This window comes from Microbacterium sp. (assembly GCF_035277845.1).
Classification (GTDB): Bacteria; Actinomycetota; Actinomycetes; order Actinomycetales; family Microbacteriaceae; genus Microbacterium.
In genome coordinates this window covers 1-19,314 of the sequence record NZ_DATEJS010000040.1, presented here as the reverse complement: position 1 = coordinate 19,314, position 19,314 = coordinate 1, and the positions used below count along the sequence as shown (strand labels likewise).

The 19,314-nt window shown below is 70.9% G+C and carries 20 protein-coding genes and 1 pseudogene; 9 read left to right on the top strand and 12 right to left on the bottom strand.

Features of this window, described 5'->3' with window-relative positions:
- Positions 1-312 (top strand): annotated as a pseudogene (locus tag VJR25_RS01560) (FAD-dependent oxidoreductase); the annotation flags it as partial.
- A gap of 30 nt (positions 313-342) precedes the next feature.
- Here VJR25_RS01560 and VJR25_RS01555 read toward each other — a convergent pair.
- From VJR25_RS01555 to VJR25_RS01540, 4 genes are all read right to left on the bottom strand, one after another.
- Positions 343-771, bottom strand: a complete 429-nt coding sequence (locus VJR25_RS01555) for a hypothetical protein (protein ID WP_324111813.1) — start codon at positions 769-771, stop codon at positions 343-345.
- A 92-nt stretch (positions 772-863) separates the two neighbouring features.
- Positions 864-1,931, bottom strand: a complete 1,068-nt coding sequence (locus VJR25_RS01550; protein WP_324111811.1) for a low specificity L-threonine aldolase — start codon at positions 1,929-1,931, stop codon at positions 864-866.
- 247 nt (positions 1,932-2,178) lie between these two features.
- The gene (locus VJR25_RS01545) at positions 2,179-2,892 is read right to left on the bottom strand and encodes an SDR family oxidoreductase (RefSeq protein ID WP_324111809.1); all 714 of its coding nucleotides are present in this window, start codon (positions 2,890-2,892) and stop codon (positions 2,179-2,181) included.
- 25 nt (positions 2,893-2,917) lie between these two features.
- Positions 2,918-4,381, bottom strand: coding sequence for a DUF6421 family protein (locus VJR25_RS01540; protein ID WP_324111807.1), 1,464 nt, complete (start codon positions 4,379-4,381; stop codon positions 2,918-2,920).
- Positions 4,382-4,456: 75 nt separating this feature from the next.
- On the opposite strand from VJR25_RS01540, the gene VJR25_RS01535 reads away from it, so the two are divergent.
- From VJR25_RS01535 to VJR25_RS01525, 3 genes are all read left to right on the top strand, one after another.
- Positions 4,457-4,936: an Lrp/AsnC family transcriptional regulator gene (locus tag VJR25_RS01535; protein ID WP_324111805.1), complete on the top strand. Its 480-nt coding sequence runs from the start codon at positions 4,457-4,459 to the stop codon at positions 4,934-4,936.
- 68 nt (positions 4,937-5,004) lie between these two features.
- On the top strand, positions 5,005-6,216 hold the full coding sequence (locus tag VJR25_RS01530; protein ID WP_324111803.1) for a sensor histidine kinase: 1,212 nt from the start codon (positions 5,005-5,007) through the stop codon (positions 6,214-6,216).
- Positions 6,213-6,878: a response regulator transcription factor gene (locus VJR25_RS01525; protein ID WP_324111801.1), complete on the top strand. Its 666-nt coding sequence runs from the start codon at positions 6,213-6,215 to the stop codon at positions 6,876-6,878. The genes VJR25_RS01530 and VJR25_RS01525 overlap by 4 nt, the downstream gene beginning before the upstream one ends.
- Before the next feature lie 12 nt (positions 6,879-6,890).
- On the opposite strand, the gene VJR25_RS01520 is transcribed toward VJR25_RS01525, so the two are convergent.
- The 4 genes from VJR25_RS01520 to VJR25_RS01505 are packed head-to-tail and all read right to left on the bottom strand — an operon-like array spanning position 6,891 to position 12,422.
- Positions 6,891-9,203, bottom strand: coding sequence for a beta-glucosidase family protein (locus VJR25_RS01520; RefSeq protein ID WP_324111799.1), 2,313 nt, complete (start codon positions 9,201-9,203; stop codon positions 6,891-6,893).
- A gap of 33 nt (positions 9,204-9,236) precedes the next feature.
- Positions 9,237-10,103 carry a carbohydrate ABC transporter permease gene (locus VJR25_RS01515; protein WP_324111797.1) on the bottom strand — a complete coding sequence of 289 codons (867 nt, stop codon included), beginning with the start codon at positions 10,101-10,103 and terminating at the stop codon, positions 9,237-9,239.
- Positions 10,103-11,122, bottom strand: coding sequence for a sugar ABC transporter permease (locus VJR25_RS01510; protein WP_324111795.1), 1,020 nt, complete (start codon positions 11,120-11,122; stop codon positions 10,103-10,105). The genes VJR25_RS01515 and VJR25_RS01510 overlap by 1 nt, the downstream gene beginning before the upstream one ends.
- Before the next feature lie 7 nt (positions 11,123-11,129).
- Positions 11,130-12,422 carry an ABC transporter substrate-binding protein gene (locus VJR25_RS01505; RefSeq protein ID WP_324111793.1) on the bottom strand — a complete coding sequence of 431 codons (1,293 nt, stop codon included), beginning with the start codon at positions 12,420-12,422 and terminating at the stop codon, positions 11,130-11,132.
- A 202-nt stretch (positions 12,423-12,624) separates the two neighbouring features.
- Between VJR25_RS01505 and VJR25_RS01500 the strand changes: the two genes are divergently transcribed.
- The 4 genes from VJR25_RS01500 (at position 12,625) to VJR25_RS01485 (ending at position 16,683) form a co-directional block, all read left to right on the top strand.
- On the top strand, positions 12,625-13,656 hold the full coding sequence (locus VJR25_RS01500) for a LacI family DNA-binding transcriptional regulator (protein ID WP_324111791.1): 1,032 nt from the start codon (positions 12,625-12,627) through the stop codon (positions 13,654-13,656).
- A gap of 197 nt (positions 13,657-13,853) precedes the next feature.
- Complete coding sequence (locus VJR25_RS01495; RefSeq protein WP_324111789.1) at positions 13,854-14,624, top strand: ABC transporter ATP-binding protein; 771 nt, start codon at positions 13,854-13,856, stop codon at positions 14,622-14,624.
- Entirely contained in the window at positions 14,621-16,036 is a 1,416-nt protein-coding gene (locus VJR25_RS01490) for an ABC transporter permease (RefSeq protein ID WP_414683701.1), read from the top strand. The genes VJR25_RS01495 and VJR25_RS01490 overlap by 4 nt, the downstream gene beginning before the upstream one ends.
- A gap of 53 nt (positions 16,037-16,089) precedes the next feature.
- The gene (locus tag VJR25_RS01485) at positions 16,090-16,683 is read left to right on the top strand and encodes an NADPH-dependent FMN reductase (RefSeq protein ID WP_324111787.1); all 594 of its coding nucleotides are present in this window, start codon (positions 16,090-16,092) and stop codon (positions 16,681-16,683) included.
- Positions 16,684-16,740: 57 nt separating this feature from the next.
- Here VJR25_RS01485 and VJR25_RS01480 read toward each other — a convergent pair whose 3' ends face one another.
- Positions 16,741-16,998 carry a hypothetical protein gene (locus VJR25_RS01480; RefSeq protein ID WP_324111784.1) on the bottom strand — a complete coding sequence of 86 codons (258 nt, stop codon included), beginning with the start codon at positions 16,996-16,998 and terminating at the stop codon, positions 16,741-16,743.
- Between the two features lie 85 nt (positions 16,999-17,083).
- On the opposite strand from VJR25_RS01480, the gene VJR25_RS01475 reads away from it, so the two are divergent.
- Positions 17,084-17,680 (top strand): 2-phosphosulfolactate phosphatase, encoded by a 597-nt coding sequence (locus VJR25_RS01475; RefSeq protein ID WP_324111782.1) that lies wholly within the window; start codon positions 17,084-17,086, stop codon positions 17,678-17,680.
- A 60-nt stretch (positions 17,681-17,740) separates the two neighbouring features.
- Here the strand turns inward: VJR25_RS01475 and VJR25_RS01470 are convergent, their stop codons facing one another.
- From VJR25_RS01470 to VJR25_RS01460, 3 genes are all read right to left on the bottom strand, one after another.
- Complete coding sequence (locus VJR25_RS01470) at positions 17,741-17,929, bottom strand: DUF1918 domain-containing protein (RefSeq protein WP_324111780.1); 189 nt, start codon at positions 17,927-17,929, stop codon at positions 17,741-17,743.
- Positions 17,930-17,996: 67 nt separating this feature from the next.
- Positions 17,997-18,485: a SprT-like domain-containing protein gene (locus VJR25_RS01465; RefSeq protein WP_324111777.1), complete on the bottom strand. Its 489-nt coding sequence runs from the start codon at positions 18,483-18,485 to the stop codon at positions 17,997-17,999.
- Between the two features lie 36 nt (positions 18,486-18,521).
- The gene (locus tag VJR25_RS01460) at positions 18,522-19,049 is read right to left on the bottom strand and encodes a tetratricopeptide repeat protein (RefSeq protein ID WP_324111775.1); all 528 of its coding nucleotides are present in this window, start codon (positions 19,047-19,049) and stop codon (positions 18,522-18,524) included.
- Positions 19,050-19,314: the final 265 nt, after the last annotated feature.

The following is a 19,314-nucleotide window of genomic DNA, read 5'->3' as shown; positions in this document are numbered from 1 at the left end:
GTCGGCATCAACTACGCGGTGCAGGATGCCGTGGCATCCGCCCGTCTGCTCGTGCCGGCGCTGCGCGAGCAGGACCACGACGCCGTCGACCGCGCCTGCGCTGCCGTGCAGCGGCGGCGGGAATGGCCGACGGCCGCGATGCAGGCCGTGCAGCGCGTCGTGCACCGCCGCATCGCCTCCGGGCAGCTGCCGGACGTGCTCGCGAACCCGCCGACACGCGGGCAACGGGCGTTCCTGCGCTTCGCGCTGCCGCTGCTGAAGCCCGTGCTGGCGCGGCTCGTCGGCTACGGGTTCCGGCCCGAGCGGCTCTAGCAGACGAGCCGCCCGGACCGGAGTGCGGCGTCAGGAGGTCGCGGCCCGGATGATGTCGGTGAGCCGCGCCTCGAGGGCCGCCGTCCACACCGGCACGGCGTAGGCGACCGGCCACATCTCGCCGTCGTCGAACGTCGCGCGGTCCTCGAAGCCGATCGTCGCGTAGCGCTCGCCGAACTTGTCGGCCGGCCGCAGGAACACCACCGGCTTGCCGGCCTCGTTCGCGAACGCCGGCATCCCGTAGTACGTCTTCGGCATCAAATGTGGAGCGACGGCCGTCACGATCCGGTACAGGCCCTCCGCGGTCGCGCGGTCCGAGTCGCCGAGCTTGCCGATCGCCTCCCGCACGGCCGCGACTCCCGCCTCGCGGTCCTTGCCCGCCTTCTCCTGCGCGCGCAGCTCCTTGGCGCGCGCCTTGACCGCTTCGCGCTCCTGCAGGGACAGTCCGTTCTCAGCCATGTCGGCATCCTTTCGTCGAGTGATGTCTCGACTCTAGGAACGCGGCGATCCGGATGCTTCTCGGATCCTGCTCGACTGTCAGGGGCGCGGGATCAGCGGCCGGTCTCGCGCGCGATCGCGGCCAGGAACGCGTCGATGTCGTCCTCGGAGGTGTCGAACGAGCACATCCAGCGCACCTCGTTGCGGGCGGCATCCCAGTCGTAGAAGCGGAAGCGCTCGCGCAGGCGATCGGCGACGCCGTCGGGCAGGGTCGCGAACACGCCGTTGACCTGCGTCTTCTGCGAGAAGCCGACGCCGCGGATGCTGCCGTCGGCGAGGCCCGCCTCGATGCCGGTGCGCAGGCGCGCGGCCATCGCGTTGGCGTGGCCGGCGTTGCGCATCCAGAGGTCGCCCTCGTACAGCGCGATCAGCTGCGCCGAGACGAACCGCATCTTCGAGGCGAGTTGCATGTTCAGCTTGCGCAGGAACTTCAGGCCGCGGGACGCCTCCGGGTTCAGCACCACGATCGCCTCGGCGCCGAGGGCGCCGTTCTTGGTGCCGCCGACGCTCAGGATGTCGATGCCGGCATCCCGCGTGAAGGCGCGCAGGGGCAGGTCGAGCGCCGCGGCCGCATTCGCGAGCCGAGCGCCGTCCAGGTGCACGTGCATGCCGACGGCGTGGGCGTGGTCGGCGATCGCACGCAGCTCGTCGGGCGTGTACAGGGTGCCGAGCTCCGTGGACTGGGTGATCGAGACCGCGAGCGGCTGGGCGCGGTGTTCGTCGCCCCAGCCCCAGGCCTCGCGGTCGATGAGTTCCGGGGTCAGCTTGCCGTCGGGGGTCTCCACCTGCAGGATCTTGATGCCGGCGACCCGCTCGGGCGCGCCGCCTTCGTCGGTGTTGATGTGCGCGGTCTTCGCGGCGATCACGGCGCCCCAGCGGGGCAGCAGCGACTGGATCGCGGTGACGTTCGCCCCGGTGCCGTTGAACACCGGGAACGCCTCGACCGGGTCGCCGAAGTGGTGCGCGAACACCTGCTGCAGGCGTTCGGTGTAGGCATCCTCCCCGTACGCGACCTGGTGGCCGCCGTTGGCCGCCGCGATCGCCGCGAGCACCTCGGGGTGCACGCCGGAGTAGTTGTCGGAGGCGAAGCCGCGCACGGCGGTGTCGTGGAGGGAGGTCACGAGGATCCAATCTAGTTCGGGTGGGTGCGAGGCAGAAGGCGGCCCTCGACCCGTGGAACGCCCGCCCCTCCGCGTTCGGGGGTCACGAATTGTGGGTGCGACCCGCAGATCGTGACCCTTGGGCTGAGGGGGTGGCGTCCTTCCGGTGTTCAAGGGTCACGTTGTGTGGGTGCGACCCGCAGAATGTGACCCTTGAACAGAGGAAGGCGGGGCCGGCTCAGGACAGGTGCGGCTCAGGACAGCCGGCTCAGGACAGGTCGATGACGGTGTCGTTGAGCGCGGCGGCATCCTGCTGCCACAGGGCGGCGAAGGCGGCGGCGAGGGATGCCTCGGCGCCGGCGAGGGACTTCACGCGGAAGATCACCGCGGCCGACCGCAGCGGATGCCCCGCATCCCGGGCCGCCTTCGCGTAGCCCTGCGCGACCGCGCGGGTCCAGGCCTCGGCGCCTGCTTTGACCGCGGCGTAGTTGGCACTGCCGGCGAGGGGCCGGGCGACGGCGACCGACGAGACGATCGCGAGGCGTCCGGCATCCGAGTCCCGCAGATCCGCGTCGAACGCGCGCGACACGTGCCGCAGCGCGGTGAGGGATGCCTCGAGCACGCGGTAGTCCGCGTCGGACTGGCCGGCGAGGCCGCCGCCGCCGCGCCATCCGCCCACGAGCGGCAGGATGCCGTCGAGCCGGATGCCGCGCTCCCGCAGCCGGGCGGCGAGCTCGGTGACCTGCTGCTCATCCGTGACGTCGCACACCTCGGGTTCGGCGCCGAGCTCGACGAGCGGCTCCAGGCGCGCGGCGTCGCGGCCGGTGGCGATGACGCGCGCACCGGCCGCGATCAGCGTGCCGGCGACGGCACGCCCCGCGTCACTGGTCGCACCGGCGATGAGCACGGTGCGACCGGCGACGGAGCCGGCATCGCGTGTCGCCTCGCTTCGCTCGCGGGGCGACCGCTGGTCGTCAGGCATCCTCCCCGCCTCCCTCCACACGGCGCTAGGCGCCGCGCGGAGCCTCCGACGCGGGGGCCCAGCCGCGGATGCCGGCGGTGGAGGCGATGACATCCTTCATCTTCTTGTCGAGGGCTTCGTAGAACATCGACAGCGGGAACTCGTCGTCCATCACGGCATCCGTGTAGCCCTTGGGGGCGCCGGCGAGGATCTCGCGGGGGAGGCCCTCCGCCCACAGCGAGGCCGGGTTCGGCGTGACGACCGAGCTCACCAGCTCGTACGCCTTCAGCCAGTGCACGGTCTTGGGGCGGTCGATCGACTCCCAGTACAGGTGGTCGATCGCGTCGCCGAGCTCCACGACGGCATCCGCGACCTTGTCCCACTCGAAGCTGAGCGACACGTCTCGCCACTCCAGCACGTGCTTCTGGTGCAGCCACGCGAACAGCAGCTGGCCGCCGAGCCCGTCGTAGTTGCGCACGCGGGTGCCGGTGATGGCGAAGCGGAAGATGCGGTCGAAGATGACGCCGTACTGCACGAGCTTGCCGTGCTTCAGCAGCTGCTCCTCGACCGCGGTCAGCTCCTCGCCGGCGGCCTTGCGCGCGGCGAGCGAGCGCTCGATCTTGACCGACTCGCGGAACGCGGTCAGGTCGCAGCGCAGCTCCTCGAGCGAGTACAGGAAGAACGGCATCCGCTGCTTGATCATGAACGGGTCGAAGGGCAGGTCGCCGCGCATGTGGGTGCGGTCGTGGATGATGTCCCACATCACGAACATGCGCTCGGCCTGAGCCTGGTCGTCGAGCAGGCCGGCCAGGTCGTCGGGCAGCTCGAGCTTGGTGATCTCGGCGGCGGCGCGCACGACCCGGCGGTAGCGCGCGGCCTCGCGGTCCTGGAAGATCGCGCCCCACGTGAAGCTCGGGATCTCGCGCATCGCGACGGTCTCGGGGAACAGCACGGCCGAGTTCGTGTCGTAACCGGGGGTGAAGTCGACCAGACGCAGCGACACGAACAGCTTGTTCGTGTACTGCGTCTCGAGCTGCGCGATGAACTCCGGCCAGATGGTCTCGACGATGAGAGCCTCGACGTGGCGCTCCGACGAGCCGTTCTGCGTGTACATCGGGAACACGACGAGGTGGCGGATGCCGTCCACGCGGTGCTGCTGCGGCTGGAACGCCTGCAGCGAGTCGAGGAAGTCCGGCACGCCGAAGCCGCCGGCGACCCACTTCGCGAAGTCGGCGGGAAGGGCGTCGAGGTACGCGGCGTCGTGGGGGAAGAGCGGCGCGAGGGCGCGGATCGACGCGACGATCGTGTCGACGAGCGCGCGGGCGGCGGCGTGGTCGGATGCCTCGGGCACCGAGCCGTCCTTGATCTGCAGCGGCTGCAGGGCGGTGGCGGCATCCTTCAGCGCGTGCCACGCAGCGGAGTTCTCGACGGTCGCGGCGGTGGTGCCGTCTTCGAGGACCTCGGGCTCTCCGATGATGGCCTTCGCGTCGTGGGCATAGGTAAGGGGCATGGGGAAACCTCCGATCCTGGAGTTCAGCCGGAAATATTCCGGCATATCGACTGTGATGGCGTTAATCTTACAGGCATGACGGATGCTGTCGCCACTCTCGCCCCCGCGCTCGATGACACCGACCTGAGGATCGTGGCCGAGATCTCGCAGGATGCCCGCGCGACCCTCGCACAGCTGTCCGAGGCGGTCGGGCTGTCGATCTCGGCCGTGCAGGCGCGGTTGCGGCGGCTCGAGACCCGCGGGGTGATCGCCGGGTACCGCCCGATCCTCGATGCGGAGGCGGTCGGCAAGCCGCTGTCCGCGTTCATCGAGATCACGCCGCTGCGGCTCGACCAGCCCGACGACGCCCCCGAGCTGCTCGAGCACCTGCCCGAGATCGAGGGCTGCTATTCGATCGCCGGTGAGGCCAGCTACATGCTGTTCGTGCGGGTCGCGTCACCACGCGAGCTGGAGCGGCTGATCCGCGACATCCGGCTCGCGGCATCCGTCTCGACCCGCACCACGGTCGTGCTGCAGACCTTCTACGAGCACCGTCCGATCGTCCCCGCGCGCTGAGCGCCGCCCGTCCGGGATACATCGCTCGGCGGATGCCCCGCGCCGGCCGCTCCCGTAGCGTGAAGAGCGTGTTCCGCCCGATGACCGCCCGCCAGTGGACGTTCGACGCCGTCCTGGCGGTGCTGTACTTCGCGCTGGCGGGATACTTCGGCCTGCAGACGGCCTTCTACTCCAGCGGGCGGCAGGTCGTCCTGGCGGTCGGGCTGTCGGCCGTGCTGGCCGGGGCGCTCGCGGTGCGGCGGTACGCGCCCGCGGTCGCGCTCACGGTCGCGTGGTTCGTGGCGGTCGCGCAGATGCTGGCCGGGCTCCAGCCGGCGATGTACGACCTCGCGATCTTCGGCGTGCTGTACGCGACGGCGGCCTACGGGTCGCGGCTCGTCTTCTGGCTCGGATTCTCGTCCGCGCTCGTCGGCGCGCTCGTCGCCACGCTGTACCTGCAGCTCGGACGTCTCATCGAGATGATCCGGCTCGGCGACATGGGCGCGCTCGTCACGGCGGGGTTCGCGTGGATGGCGGCATCCTTCGCCCTGCTGCTCGCCTGGACCGTCGGCGCCCTCGTCCGGGCCGTGCTGCGATCGCGCGCCTCCCGGATCGCGCAGGTGCAGGCCGAGTCGGATGCCGCCGCGGAGCAGGAGCGGGTGCGGATCGCCCGCGACATGCACGACGTCGTCGCCCATTCCCTCGCCGTGGTGATCGCGCAGGCCGACGGCGCCCGGTACGCCGCGGCCGCCGGTCCGGATGCCGCGGCCTCCGCACGCGGCATGTCGGAGGCGCTCGGCACCATCTCGACCACGGCCCGGGCCGCGCTCGCCGACGTGCGGCTGCTGCTCGGTCAGCTGCGCCACAGCCAGGGCGACGGGCCGCAGCCGACCCTCGCGGACCTGGAAGGGCTCTACGCCCAGGTGCGCGCCGCCGGGCTGGAGCTGCGGGTCACGGTCGATCCGACCCCGCGTGCCGACCCGTCCGCGGCCGTGCAGCTCGCGGTGTTCCGCATCCTGCAGGAGGCCCTCACCAATGCGATCCGCCACGGCGACGGTGCAGCCGTGGACGTCCGGCTGGAGTGGATGGCGGATGCCGTCGCGCTGACGGTGCGCAATCCGATGCCGGAGGACGCCGTGTCCGCAAGCGGCGGCCACGGACTCATCGGCATGCGCGAGCGCGCGCAGCTGGCCGGCGGCACGCTGGATGCCGGAGTCGAGCGGGCCGCGTTCGCGGTCCGGGCGCGCATCCCGATGCGGGCTGCCGACGACGCGCCGGGCGGACAGGATGAGCTGCGATGAGCGCCCCGGGCGTCATCCGGGTGGTGCTCGTCGACGACCAGGCGCTGTTCCGCGCGGGCATCCGCATGGTCATCGACTCCCAGCCCGACCTGCGGGTGGTCGGCGAGGCGGGCAACGGGCAGGACGGCATCGACGTGGTGCGGCGCGAGGCCCCTGACGTGGTGCTGATGGACATCCGGATGCCGGTGCTCGACGGGCTCGCCGCGACGGCCGAGCTGCTGCGCGACCCGGCGGATGCCGCCGTGCCCGCCCCGCGCATCGTGATGCTCACCACGTTCGATCTCGACGAGGCGGCCGCGCGGGCGATCCGGCAGGGCGCGTCGGGGTTCCTGCTGAAGGACGCCGACCCTGAGTTCCTGCTGGCAGCGATCCGCACCGTGCACGCCGGCTCGGCGGTGATCGCCGCCTCCGCCACGCGGGAGCTGTTCGCGCAGACGACCCCGCGGACGCGGCCGGTGCCGGCATCCTTCGCCGACCTCACCGACCGCGAGCGGGAGATCTTCGCGCTCGCCGCCCGCGGGCTCTCCAACGCCGAGATCGCGGCGCGGGAGTTCCTGTCCGAGGCGACGGTGAAGACGCACATCAGCCGCATCCTCACCAAGCTCGCCCTGCGCGACCGGGTGCAGCTGGTGGTGTTCGCTTTCGAGCACGGGCTGGCGTGAGCCGGGCCGGGTTCACCGACCGGCGCTCACCACGGCCCGCTCCCAGACCACCGTGCGGCGGTCGTCGCGGCCGACGTCATGGACGGGGCCGACGATCCTGACTGTCGAGCGCTCGACGGGGTCTTCGGCATGCGCGCCGACCCACACCTGCACGTCACCCGGTTCGACCACCTTGACCATGCGTCGGTCGATCAGCGCGAACCGGGCAGTGGGCACGCGGAACCGGAGGCGTGCCGATTCGCCGGCGGCGAGGGGAACCCGGGCGTAGCCGAGCAGCTGCGCCACCGGTCGCGTGACGGATGCCTGGACGTCGCGTCCGTACAGCTGCACCACCTCCACGCCGTCGCGGTCGCCCACGTTGGTGACGGTGATCTCGGCGTCGAACTCTCCGCCCGCGGCGCACGACTCCTCGACGACGAGGTCGCTGTGCTCGAACGACGTGTACGACAGACCGAATCCGAACGGGCGCACCGGTGCCGAGGACGTCGCCGTGACCTCCGAGTCCCCGCCGAGGATGGGATGCAGGTAGCCGTACGGCTGCGCGCCGTCCGACCGGGGGAGCGACACCGGCAGCCGTCCGGACGGCGCCGAGGCGCCGAGCAGCAGGTCGGCGAGTGCGCTGCCGCCCTCTTCTCCGGGGAAGAAGGCCTGCAGCACGGCGCCCGGCGCGTCCGGACCGCCGTCGAGCGCCCAATCCAGCACGTACGGGCGCCCGGTCAGCAGCACCATGACCACGGGGGTGCCCGTCGCGGAGACCGCCTCGACCAGTTCGCGCTGCACTCCGGGAAGTGCGAGCGACTCGGAGTCGTTGCCCTCGCCGACGCTGCCGCGTCCGAAGAGCCCGGCCTGGTCGCCGACGACGACGACCGCGACATCCGCCTCGCGCGCCGCGGCGACCGCCGCCGCGAATCCTGTCGTGTCGTCTCCCTCGACGGCGCAGCCCGGCGTGACGGTGATCGTGCAGCCGGTGTCGCGCAGGGCATCGGCGACGGTGGGGATGTCGACGCCGACCGGCACCCCGGGATGATGCGCCAGCACGTGGTTCGCGAACGAGTAGCAGCCCTGCAGCGCCTCCGAGCGGTCGGCGTTCGGTCCGATGACCGCGATCCGGGAGGCGGCCGGCAGGGGCAGGATGCCGTCGTTCGACAGCAGCACGATCGACTCCTCGGCGAGTCGCCGCGCCAGGTCCCGGTGGCGGGGCGTGTCCAGGTCGATGTGCGCGGGAGGCTCCGCCTCGTACGCGTCGGCGTCGAGCAGCCCGAGCTGCTCCTTCTGCCGCAGCACCCGGAGCACGGCGCGGTCGACATAGCGCTCGTCCACCTCGCCCGCGCGGATCCGCTCGCGCAGGGGCGCGAGGTAGGCGTCGCCGGTCGGCAGCTCGACGTCGATCCCGGCTTCGAGGGCCAGGGCGGCGGCGTGCCCGCGGTCGGTCGCGAGGCCTTGCATGACGTCGAGGAAGGCGACGGAGAAGTAGTCCGACACCACGACGCCGTCGAAGCCGAGCTCCTCATGGAGAAGTGTGGTGAGCAGTTCGGTGTCCGCCGCCGCCGGGATGCCGTCGAGCGCGGTGTACGCGTTCATCACCGACATCGCGGCGCCCTCGGCCAGTGCCATCTCGAACGGCGGGAGGAACACGTCGGCGATCTCGCGCGGTCCGGCGTGCACGGGCGCGTGGTTGCGGCCGGCCTGCGAGGCGGAGTAGCCGACGAAGTGCTTGAGGGTCGCGTGGATGCCCGCGCGCTGCAGCCCCTGCACGTAGGCGGTGCCGACCGTCCCGACGAGGTAGGGGTCTTCGCCGATGCATTCGTCGACGCGGCCCCAGCGCGGATCCTGGATCACGTCCAGAACCGGAGCGAGCCCCTGGTGGATGCCGAGCTGCCGCATCGACTCCCCGATCGCCTCCGCGGCATCCCGCACGAGGTCCGGATCGAACGAGGCCCCCCACGCGAGCGGCGTGGGGAACACGGCCGCCTGCCAGGCGGCGAGGCCGGTCAGGCACTCCTCGTGCACGATCGCGGGGATGCCGAGCCTGGTCTCGCGCTTCAGCCGGCGCTGCTCGGCCCACAGCCACCGCGCCCGCTGGGTGGGATCGACCGGGCGGGTGCCGTAGACGCGCGTGTAGTGGCCGATGCCGTCGCGGGTGGCCGCGGCGAGTTCGTCCGCACCGCTTCCGCCGGAGGTCATCTCCTCCTGCATGGGGGCGACCGTGCCGTTCTGGTCGAGCCAGTAGCCCACCAGCTGGGCGAGCTTCTCGTCGAGCGTCATCTGCGCATGCAGCGAGCGCACGCGCTCGGACACCTCGGGGAAGGCGGGGATCTCGGGCATGGATGGTCCTGTCGTGGTCGAATCGCGCACGCGTCAGCCTTTGACCGCGCCGGTGAGCCCGCCGACGATGCGGCGCTGGAAGACGAGGAAGAAGAGCAGCGCGGGAAGCATCGCGAGGGAGGTGAAGGCGAGCACCTGGGCGGTGTCCACCGAGTACTGCGTGCTGAACGCCTGGACGCCGAGCGGCAGCGTGTAGGTCGACTCGTCGCTCAGGATGAACAGCGGCAGCAGGTAGCTGTTCCAGCTGCCGATGAACGCGAGGATGCCGACCGTGACCACACCGGGGACGGCCAGCCTGAGCACCATCCGGAAGAAGAACGCGAGGCGGCCGGCACCGTCGATCGCGGCGGCCTCTTCGATCTCATCGGGGATCGCGCGCAGGAACGGCACGAGGATGATGACGGTCGTCGGCAGGGCGAAGGCGATCTGGGGGAGGATGACGCCCGCGAGGCTGTTCATCAGTCCCAGGTCCTTCACCAGGATGTACAGCGGGGTGATCGCCACGGTGATCGGGAACATCAGCCCCGCCGCGAAGAGCGCGTACATCGCGCCGCGACCGCGGAACCGGTAACGCGCGAGCACGTAGCTGACCATGAGGCCGAGCACCACCACGCCGATCGTCGTGCAGGACGCGGCGATCAGGGAGTTGCCGACCTCGACCCAGAACGTACCGCTGCCGAGCACCGTCGCGTAGTTGCCGAAGCGCCACGGATGCGGCAGACCGGCCGGGTCGGTCGTGATCTGCGCATTCGTGCGGAATCCGCCGATCACGATGTACAGCACGGGGGCGATGCAGACCGCCACCAGCACCAGGGCGACGAAGTACACGACCGGGCTGCCCCACTTCAGCCGTTCGCGGTCCCGTCGCCGAGGTGCGACGATCGCAGCGGTGACCGCCATCACCTGCTCCTTTCGGTGAGTGCGCCCGCGGTGTCGCGGCGCAGCACGAAGCGCTGATACACGAGCGCGATGACCAGCGAGATGAAGAAGATCACCACGGCCACCGCGTTGCCGTAGCCGAAGTTGCCGGCATCCCGGCCGTTGGTGACCATGTACGTCGCCATCGTCGACGTGCCGGCGACGGATGCCACGTACTGGCCCCAGACGATGTAGACGAGGTCGAACAGCTGCAGCGAGCCGATGATCGACAGGAACGCCCAGATGCGGACGGTGGGCCCGAGCAGCGGAAGCGTGATGTGGCGCTGGATCTGCCAGTACGACGCGCCGTCGATGGCCGCGGCTTCGAACAGCTCGGACGGGATGCCCTGCAGGCCGGCGAGGAAGAGGATGACTGCGAATCCGATGTACTTCCAGGTGAGGATGAACACCAGGGTCCAGATCGCGACGCCCGGATCGGCGAGCCAGTCCGTCTCGAGGAATCCCAGCCCGATCCGACCGAGCAGGGCGTTCAGGGCTCCGTTGGTCTGCAGCATCAGGCTGAAGCCGGTGCCGACGATGACCTCGGAGATGACGTAGGGCACGAAGATGAGCACCCGGATCGCCGTGCGCCCGCGCATCTTCTGGTTCAGCAGCAGCGCGAGCAGGATCGCCAGCGGCCCCTGCAGCACGAGCGACAGCACGAGGATGACGCCGTTGTGCCAGAGCGCCTGGAGGAAGGTCGGGTCGGTGAAGATGACCGCGTAGTTCTTCAGGCCGACGAAGTCGGTCGCCGGCCCGTAGCCCTTCCAGTCGAAGAAGCCGTAGTAGCCGGCCATCACGACGGGGAAGATCACGAACCCGACGAACATGATGATCGCCGGGCCGCTGAGCACCGTGATCTCCATCCGGGTGCGCCAGGCGGCGGCACGACGGGCGTGCCTCCGGTCCGGGGACACCGCGGCGCGCGCGATGCCCCCGGTCTGCGACAGGTCGCCCGCCGCCTGGTCGGTCTCAGCCGGTGCGCTGAGGACTCTGCTCATCGGAGACTCACCCCTTGGCGGCGGCCTGGTTGACCGAGGTGATGATGTCGGCGACGGTGCCCTTGCCCGCCAGCAGGTTCACGATGGCGACGTTCAGCGCGTTGCCGACGTTCTGCCCGTACAGGGTGTCGAGGTACTGCGACACGTAGGGCGCCTTGTTGTAGGCGGCCAGCAGCTGCTGCAGGTAGGGCTCGGTGACGACCTTCTGCGCGTCGAGGTTGACGGGCGGCGAGTTGAAGGCCTTGTAGTAGGCCTCCTGCTGCGGCGTGGTCACCAGGAAGTTCAGGAACTCCGCGCACTCCTTCTTCGGAGCCGTGGCCGAGCAGGAGTAGCCGTCGACGCCGCCCATGATCGCGGCGGGGTCGCCCTGTCCGCCGGAGACCGTCGGGAACGGGAACCACGCGAGGTCGGCGAGGGGCTTCTGGTCGGGGGTCAGGGACGCGATCACTCCCGGGTCCCAGCCGCCCATGAGCTCCATCGAGGCCTTGTGGTTCGCGACCAGTCCTGCCGAGCTGCCGGCGCCCTGCTGGGCGGACGTGGTGAGGAATCCGGGCTGGAACGGCTGGGTGGCGGCGAACTGCTTGAGCTGCTCGCCGGCGGCCGTCCAGCAGGGGTCCGAGAAGTTCAGGGTCTTCGCGGTGTCGTCCAGGGTCTTCTCGCTGCACAGGCGCAGGGCGAAGTTGTAGTACCAGTGGGCGGCGGGCCAGGCATCCTTCGCGCCCACGGCCACCGGGGTCACGCCGGACTTCTTCAGAGCCGCGTTCGCCGTGTTCAGCTCATCCATGGTGGTCGGGGTCTGGGTGATCCCCGCCTTGCTGAAGAGGTTCTTGCTGTAGAAGATGCCCTCGGGCAGCACGTCCAGCGGCATGGCGTAGACCTTGCCGTCGATCGATTCGGCCTTGATCGCGCCCGCGCCCACCGACGTGCGGGTCTCGGCGGAGAGCGACCCGGTGAGGTCGAGCACCTGCCCCGCCTTCACCATCGCGGCCATCTTGCCGCCGCCGCGCTGCAGGAACACGTCCGGCCCGTTGCCGGAGTTCAGCGCCGTCTGCAGCTTGCCGTCGAGCTGCTCGTTCTGGATCGACTGCACCTTGACCGTGATGTCGGGGTGCAGCTTGTGGAACGCGCTCGCGGCGTCCATCCAGTACTGCTGGCCGGGTCCGGTCGTGCTGTTCTGCCAGACGGTCAGGGTCACCGGCCCGCCGGACGAGCTGCCGCCGCCACCGGCACAGCCGGCGGCCACCAGGGCGACGCCCGCGGCGAGGGCGATCGCCGTCGCACCGCGCATCTTGCTCTTCATGGAAACTCCTTCGTCTCGTCGATGCCTCAGGTCTCTGCCGCGGGAGGAGCGCGGGCCGACTGGGCGTCCTCAGCGAGAGTGCCATGTCCCGGCACTCGATGTCAAACGTTTTCGATAACGTTTTCGAGATCCGCGTCGAAAACGTTATCTTCGCCGCCGTTCCGCGCCTCGAAAGGGGTTTCGGTGGGGTAGCCTGATCGTCGTGACAGCCGACCCCCGTCCGCCCGGCTTCGGCCGGGCCACCATCCACGACGTCGCCCGAGCGGCGGGCGTCTCGGTGGCGACGGTGTCCAAGGTCGCCAACGGCCGGTACGGCGTCGCGCAGCGCACGGTGGAGCATGTCTCCGCGGTGATCGAGGAGCTCGGGTACGAGACGTCGCTCGTGGCGCGCAGCCTGCGCAGCCGGCGCACGAACGTGATCGGCATCCTCATCGCGGGGTTCGAGCCGTTCTCGACCGAGCTGCTCAAGGGCATCTCGGCGGCGGCGGTGGGGTCGGGGTACGAGCTGCTCGCGTACGCGGGCGCGCTGACGGATGACTCGTTCGTCGGGTGGGAGCGTCGGTCGTTGTCGCGACTGGCCGGGACGCTGGTGGATGCCGCGATCATCGTGACGCCCTCGGTGCGTCTGCCCGCCGCGTCGATCCCGGTCGTCGCGATCGACCCGCACACCGGCCGCGGCGACATCCCGTCCGTCGACGCCGACAACGTCGAGGGTGCCCGGATCGCGACCCGTCACCTGATCTCGCTCGGGCACCGGCGCATCGCGCACGTGCGCGGGCGCGGCGACCTCCAGTCGGCGGTGCTGCGCGAACGCGGGTACCGGGAGTCGCTGGCCGAGGCCGGCATCCCGTTCGATCCCGACCTGGTGCGGGAGGGCGCGTACTGGGGCAAGCCCACCACCGGGGCCGCGCAGGAGCTGCTGAACCGCCCCGACCGGCCCACCGCGATCTTCGCGGCGAACGACCTGTCCGCCCTCCGCGTGCTGGAGGTCGCCCAGGAGCTCGGCATCCGCGTCCCCGAAGACCTCTCGATCGTCGGGTTCGACGACATCCCCGAATCCGCGGCGTCGACTCCGCAGCTGACGACTGTCGCGCAACCGCTGCACGACATGGGCGCGCAGGCGCTGCAGATGGTGCTCGAGATGCTGCGCAGGGGCGAGCCCGACCAGAACCACGTGCACATGCCCGCCCGGCTCGTGGTGCGCGGCAGCACGGCACCCGCACCGCGCACCTGAGCGCTCAGAGTCGCTCGGCGAGCGAGCGCGTCTGCCGCAGCCACTGCTCGGTCAGACCGCCCTCGTGGCCGGTGAGATCGGTGATCGGCACCAGCACGCCGTATCGGAGCGGGAGGGTGGGCGTCGTCCTTGCGATGTACGCGGATCATCCGACGGGCCGACGCGCTCGGCATCGGTCCGTTCGTAGCGTCGAGGGCATGGAGATCACAACCACGGAGCTCGGGCTCGCCGCCCGGGTGCAGCACCTCAGCAAGACGTTCGGCTCGGGGGACGGCGCGGTGCGCGCGCTCGACGGCGTGTCCGTCGGCATCCGGCGCGGGGAGTTCACCGCGATCATGGGCCCGTCGGGGTCGGGCAAGTCGACGCTCATGCACGTGATGGCGGGGCTCGATTCGGCGAGCTCCGGCCACGCGTGGATCGGCGACACCGAGATCACCGGGCTCGGAGACCGGGAGCTGACGCTGCTGCGCCGCCGGCGGGTGGGGTTCGTGTTCCAGGCGTTCAACCTGGTGCCGACCCTCGACGTCACGGGCAACATCCTGCTGCCGTTCGACCTCGACGGACGTCGCCCGTCCGCACTCGAGAAGGCCCGCATCGACGGCCTCGTCGACACGCTCGGGCTCGGCGAGCGGCTGCGGCACCGCCCGCACGAGCTCTCCGGCGGGCAGCAGCAGCGGGTTGCGATCGCCCGCGCGTTGGCGACGGCGCCCGACCTCGTCTTCGCGGACGAGCCCACCGGGAATCTGGATTCGCGCTCGGGCCGGGAGGTGCTCGCGCTGCTGCGCGCGGCATCCTCCGAGCACGGGCAGTCGATCGCGATGGTGACCCACGACCCGGTCGCGGCATCGCATGCCGACCGGGTGCTGTTCCTCGGCGACGGGCGCATCACGGCCGACATGCCGCGCCAGACCGCGGAGCAGATCTCGGCGCACATGCTCGCCGCCGATGCGGCGGGGGTGGCGGCGTGAGCGGGGGGTTCCTCCGCGAGCGCGGCATGGGCGCCAGCATCCTGGTGGCCGCGATCTCGTCGGCGTTCGGCGCGGTGCTGATCATCACCATCACCTTCCTGGGCGCCATGCTGCGGGCGAACCCGTTCCTCGGGGACAGCCACACGCTGGCGTTCGTGCTGAGCTTCATCGGGTTCGTGCTCGCCGGCGTCGCCGTGTACGTGGGGGCGATCGTCACGGCGAACACGTTCGCGACGATCGTCGCCGGCCGCACCCGGCGCATCGCCTTGATGCGCCTCATCGGCGCGACCGCGCGATCGCAGCGTCGCGAGGTCGCGTCGCAGGGCCTCGTCGTCGGGGCGATCGGGGCCGTGGCCGGCCTGCTCGCCGGAACCGGCGTGGGTGCTCTCGGCACGCAGTTGGCGGAGCGGATGCTGCAGCTCGGCGATGTGTCGTTCGCCCTGGTGCAGCCGCTGCTGTTGCTGCCCGCCGCCGCGGTGGCGCTGACCACGTGGGCAGCCGCGTGGGCGGGGTCCCGCCGGGTGCTGACCGTCACCCCTCTGGAGGCGATCGGCGGCTCGGTGTCGGCTTCGCGGGAGGAGGTCGTCCGTCGGCGCGGCCGCCACGTCGCCGCGATCGTGCTGTTCGTCATCGGCGGGATGCTGCTCGCGCTCGGTGTGGCGGTCGGATTGTTCTCGCCGCTCGGGGTCGTGGTGGCGTTCTTCGGCGGCATCCTGTCGTTCACGGGGCTCGCGCTCGGATCGACGCTCGTGATGCCGCCGGTGCTGCGGCTCGTCGGCCGGCTGTTCGGCGGGTCCGCGGCGGCGACCATGGCGTCCGAGAACGCGCTGCGGTATCCGGAGCGGTCGAGCCGCATGACGATCGGCGTGGTGATGGGCGTGACGCTCGTGACGATGTTCGCGGTCGCGACGGCGTGCATGAAGGCGATCCTGGCGGCGGCGGCCGGGGGCCGGATGCCTCCGCCCATGGCGAGCGTCATGGATTCGTTCGGGAACATCATGATGGGGCTCGTCGGGGTGTCCGCGGTGATCGCCGCCGTCGGGCTGGTGAACCTTCTGACGATCGGCATCGTACAGCGGCGCCGCGAACTCGGCCTGCTGCGGGCGCTCGGCCTGTCGTCGGGGCAGATCCGCCGGATGGTGTTGCTGGAGGCCGCGCACATCACGATCACCGCGCTGATCTCGGGCCTCGCGCTGGGCACCCTGTACGGCTGGGTCGCCGCGCAATCGCTGCTCGGATCGGTGTCCGTGCATGCGGGCGGCACGGTCGGAGCGGGTCTCATCGCGCCGACGGTGCCGCTGGTGCCGGTGCTCGTGATCGTGGCGGCGACCGGGATCCTGACCCTCGTCGCCGCCGCGGTGCCGACACGGCTCGCCACGCGGGTCTCGCCGGTCGAGGCGCTCGCGGTCTGACACGCCCGGCATGCCCCTGTCGGGTGGGAGCAGACGGGGGCATGCTTGGTGCCATGCAGATCGACATTCTGGAGCATGAGCCGCCCTACCGCGTCGGCGTGATCATCGGCAGCCTCTCGAAGGAGTCCATCAACAGGCGTCTCGCCGGGGCCCTGGAGAAGCTGGCACCCGCCGAGTTCGAGTTCTTCGAGATCGACTACAGTCGGCTGCCGCTGTACAACCGGGACTACGACGCCGACTACCCGGCGGAGGCCCTCGAGTTCAAGGCGCAGATCCAGAGCGCGGATGCCATCCTGTTCGTCACGCCCGAGTACAACCGCTCCCTGCCGGGCGCGCTGAAGAACGCGATCGACTGGGGCAGCCGGCCGTGGGGGCAGAACGCGTGGGCGGACAAGCCGACCGGGGTCGTCGGCGCCTCGCCGGGCGCGATCGGCACTGCGGTCGGGCAGCAGTCGCTGCGTTCGACGCTGAGCTTCCTCAACGCGCGGCAGATGACGTCGCCGGAGGCATACGTCACCTATACGCCCGGACTCGTCGACGACGACGGGAACGTCACCGTGGAATCGACGCGGGAGTTCCTGTCGATGGTGATGGAGAAGTTCCTCGAGTTCACGCTTCGGGTGCTGACCGTCATCCCACGCGCCTGACCTTTCGGACTCACCGACCTCCGACATTCGAATCTGCCCTCGATACGCTGCAACCTGTCACGACGTCACGATGGTCGGCAGGCCGTACGACGCACCCGGGTGCGACCGCCCCAGCGACCGCTCGGTCACGATGCTCGCCGATGCCCGCCGCACGGGCTCGAGGGCGCGGATCACCCCGGCCGCTTCCGTCAGGACCGTGGCGAGGTCGTCGTCGCTCATGTCCGCCATCACGGTGCGCACGCCGGCCGCCGAGGTGTCGCCGAGCAACGAGTGCAACACGGTCAAGTGCTGCTCGATGGAGGTGAAGGTGCTCATGGTCGCACTCTCGCACGGGCCTCCGACATCGCCGCCGCCGCGCGACACGCCGTCAGACGCCTGCAGGATGAGGGATGCTGGTGGGATGCCGTCGCCCTTCGATCAGTCCCGCTACCAGGTGCGTCTCGAACACGGCCCCGACGGCCTGCGGCGCCTCGCACCCTCCGACGTGATCGTGATCGTCGACGTGCTGGATGCCTCCGTGCAGGCGATCGACGCCGCCACGGCCGATGCCGACCTCGCCGTGACGGACCTCAGCGACGGCGCGCAGACCATCATCGCCGCGACGCAGGCTCCCGTGCTGCTCTTCGGCGGCCTGCGCAACGCGTCCGCGATCGCCGCCGCGATCCTGGCGGAGCAGGAGCGTCGCGCCGAGCGCACGAGCGTCGCGCTCGTGGCCTCCACACCGGGCGGGCGGTTCGCGGCGGAGAATCAGCTCGCGGCCGGCGCGATCGTCGACGCCCTCGCGGCTCGCGGCATCGACCACAGTTCTCCCGAGGCGGCCGTCGCGTGCGAGGCGTTCCGGGCGCTGCGCAGCGCCGTGCGGCACATGATCACGGCAGCCGGCACCGGGCAGTTCCTCGTCGACGAGGGCCGGCGTGAAGCCGTGCTCGCCCAGGCGCGCATCGATGACACGGACATGGTGCCGGTGCTGCGGAACGGAGCCGTCGTCCGCCTCTGACCCGGCCGCGCCACGCCCCTCGTCACGCGGTGGAATGCGTCACCGCATCCCCCGCCCCGATCATCCGGCGCGGTGCAGCACCTCGCAGTCCGCACCCGGGGACAGCACGCCCTCGTGTCCGTCGTCGTACCGGATCACGAGCAGCTGGTCGTCGTCCGTTCCCCGGATCTCGATCACCTCGCCCAGATGGTCCGCCATTCCGACCACCCGGCCGTGAACGCGGATGCGGTCTCCCACTGTCGCTCGCATCTCGACCTCCTCTTCCGACCAACGGTACGCCGCGGACGGTCGCGCGTGTCGGGATCGTGCGGCCGGATCAGCGCGGCGTCATCGCCTCGCGTCGGGTGGCCGCGCTGATCTCGCGCCGCGTCCAGCGGAAGGCGAACCGCTCGTCGAAGCGCCGCGCGCACTTGGCGCACGACAGCGCCCGGGTGGGGCGTCGGTGTCGGTACACGGTGTGCCCGGACGGGCACACCCCCACCCAGGGCGCGAGCTCCACCGCGGTCTCGCCGTGGTGGGTGACGCCGCCGCGGTAGCCGAGTCCCGCTGCGATGCGTCTCCAGCGGGGGCCGTGGCCGGCCTCCGTGCCCGCCAGCGCATGCGCGACCTCGTGCAGGAGGGTCTGCCGGTTGGTCTCGTCGTCGTACCGCGCGGCGAGGTACTTCGACACGGTGATCCGATGGTGCGTGTAGTTGCACGCGCCCGCCCGGCGCTTGGCGCTGTCGAACCCGAAGGTCCACGGTGCACCCAGGTGGGCGGAGATCAGCGCGTCGGCCCAGTCGCGCACATCCTGCAGATCAGACATGCCGGAACACTAGAACGAACCTACGACATCGAGGGGTCAGGCCGAGACGGCGACCTTGGCCCGGCGGCGCTCGGCGGCATCCACCGCCTGCAGCGTCGTCTGCAGGGCCTCCTCGGGGGCGCCCGCCTCCTGGCGGAGGAACAGAGCCTGCTTGAAGTCCGACCGGGCTTCGTCGAAGCGGCCCATGTCGTAGTAGACCTTGCCGCGGTGCTGCAGGGCGAACGCGCCGACGTTCGGCCAGCCCTGGCCCTGGGCCTCGTCCGCGCACGTGTCCAGCTCGGCGATGGCCGCACCGAAGGACCCCCGCACCTGCAGCACGGTGGCGTGCAGCACCCGGGCGCGCAGCAGGTCTTTGCGGGTGCCGGCCATGCGGGCCTGGCGCACCGCGAGCTCGGCGTAGGACAGCGCGGGATCGAGGTCCCCGAGCACCTTCAGCAGCCAGACGCGTTCCAGCAGGGCGGGGAGGCTCCGCTGCTCGCCGAGCGCGTCGAGACGCTCGCGGCATTCGCGCTGATCGACGATCTCCCGCAGCGTTTCGGGGTCGTATCCGCGGATCGTGCTCACGAGTCCTCCCTGAGTCCGGCGTGCTGTCGTCCCAGTCTGACCGACGGCGCTGGGAGCTTCGCCGGGGCACGCCGCACACGACCGGATGCACGACGAAACCGCACCGTCGCCCGCAATGCACGCCTGTGGGACGATGCGGACATGGATGACGCCACCCGCCACGAGCTGGATGCGCTCCGGACCCGCGCCTACGGTCCCGCGGCCGACATCGCCTCCGATCCCGCCGCGCAGCTTCGCCTGCGAGAACTCGAAGCCGGCCTCCGCG

Coding starts and splice junctions, on each gene's coding strand:
- VJR25_RS01555 (WP_324111813.1), bottom strand. CDS start 771: ATGGCTGAGAACGGACTGTCCCTGCAGGAGCGCGAAGCGGTCAAGGCG.
- VJR25_RS01545 (WP_324111809.1), bottom strand. CDS start 2,892: ATGCCTGACGACCAGCGGTCGCCCCGCGAGCGAAGCGAGGCGACACGC.
- VJR25_RS01540 (WP_324111807.1), bottom strand. CDS start 4,381: ATGCCCCTTACCTATGCCCACGACGCGAAGGCCATCATCGGAGAGCCC.
- VJR25_RS01535 (WP_324111805.1), top strand. CDS start 4,457: ATGACGGATGCTGTCGCCACTCTCGCCCCCGCGCTCGATGACACCGAC.
- VJR25_RS01525 (WP_324111801.1), top strand. CDS start 6,213: ATGAGCGCCCCGGGCGTCATCCGGGTGGTGCTCGTCGACGACCAGGCG.
- VJR25_RS01520 (WP_324111799.1), bottom strand. CDS start 9,203: ATGCCCGAGATCCCCGCCTTCCCCGAGGTGTCCGAGCGCGTGCGCTCG.
- VJR25_RS01515 (WP_324111797.1), bottom strand. CDS start 10,103: ATGGCGGTCACCGCTGCGATCGTCGCACCTCGGCGACGGGACCGCGAA.
- VJR25_RS01510 (WP_324111795.1), bottom strand. CDS start 11,122: ATGAGCAGAGTCCTCAGCGCACCGGCTGAGACCGACCAGGCGGCGGGC.
- VJR25_RS01505 (WP_324111793.1), bottom strand. CDS start 12,422: ATGAAGAGCAAGATGCGCGGTGCGACGGCGATCGCCCTCGCCGCGGGC.
- VJR25_RS01495 (WP_324111789.1), top strand. CDS start 13,854: ATGGAGATCACAACCACGGAGCTCGGGCTCGCCGCCCGGGTGCAGCAC.
- VJR25_RS01485 (WP_324111787.1), top strand. CDS start 16,090: ATGCAGATCGACATTCTGGAGCATGAGCCGCCCTACCGCGTCGGCGTG.
- VJR25_RS01480 (WP_324111784.1), bottom strand. CDS start 16,998: ATGAGCACCTTCACCTCCATCGAGCAGCACTTGACCGTGTTGCACTCG.
- VJR25_RS01475 (WP_324111782.1), top strand. CDS start 17,084: ATGCCGTCGCCCTTCGATCAGTCCCGCTACCAGGTGCGTCTCGAACAC.
- VJR25_RS01470 (WP_324111780.1), bottom strand. CDS start 17,929: ATGCGAGCGACAGTGGGAGACCGCATCCGCGTTCACGGCCGGGTGGTC.
- VJR25_RS01465 (WP_324111777.1), bottom strand. CDS start 18,485: ATGTCTGATCTGCAGGATGTGCGCGACTGGGCCGACGCGCTGATCTCC.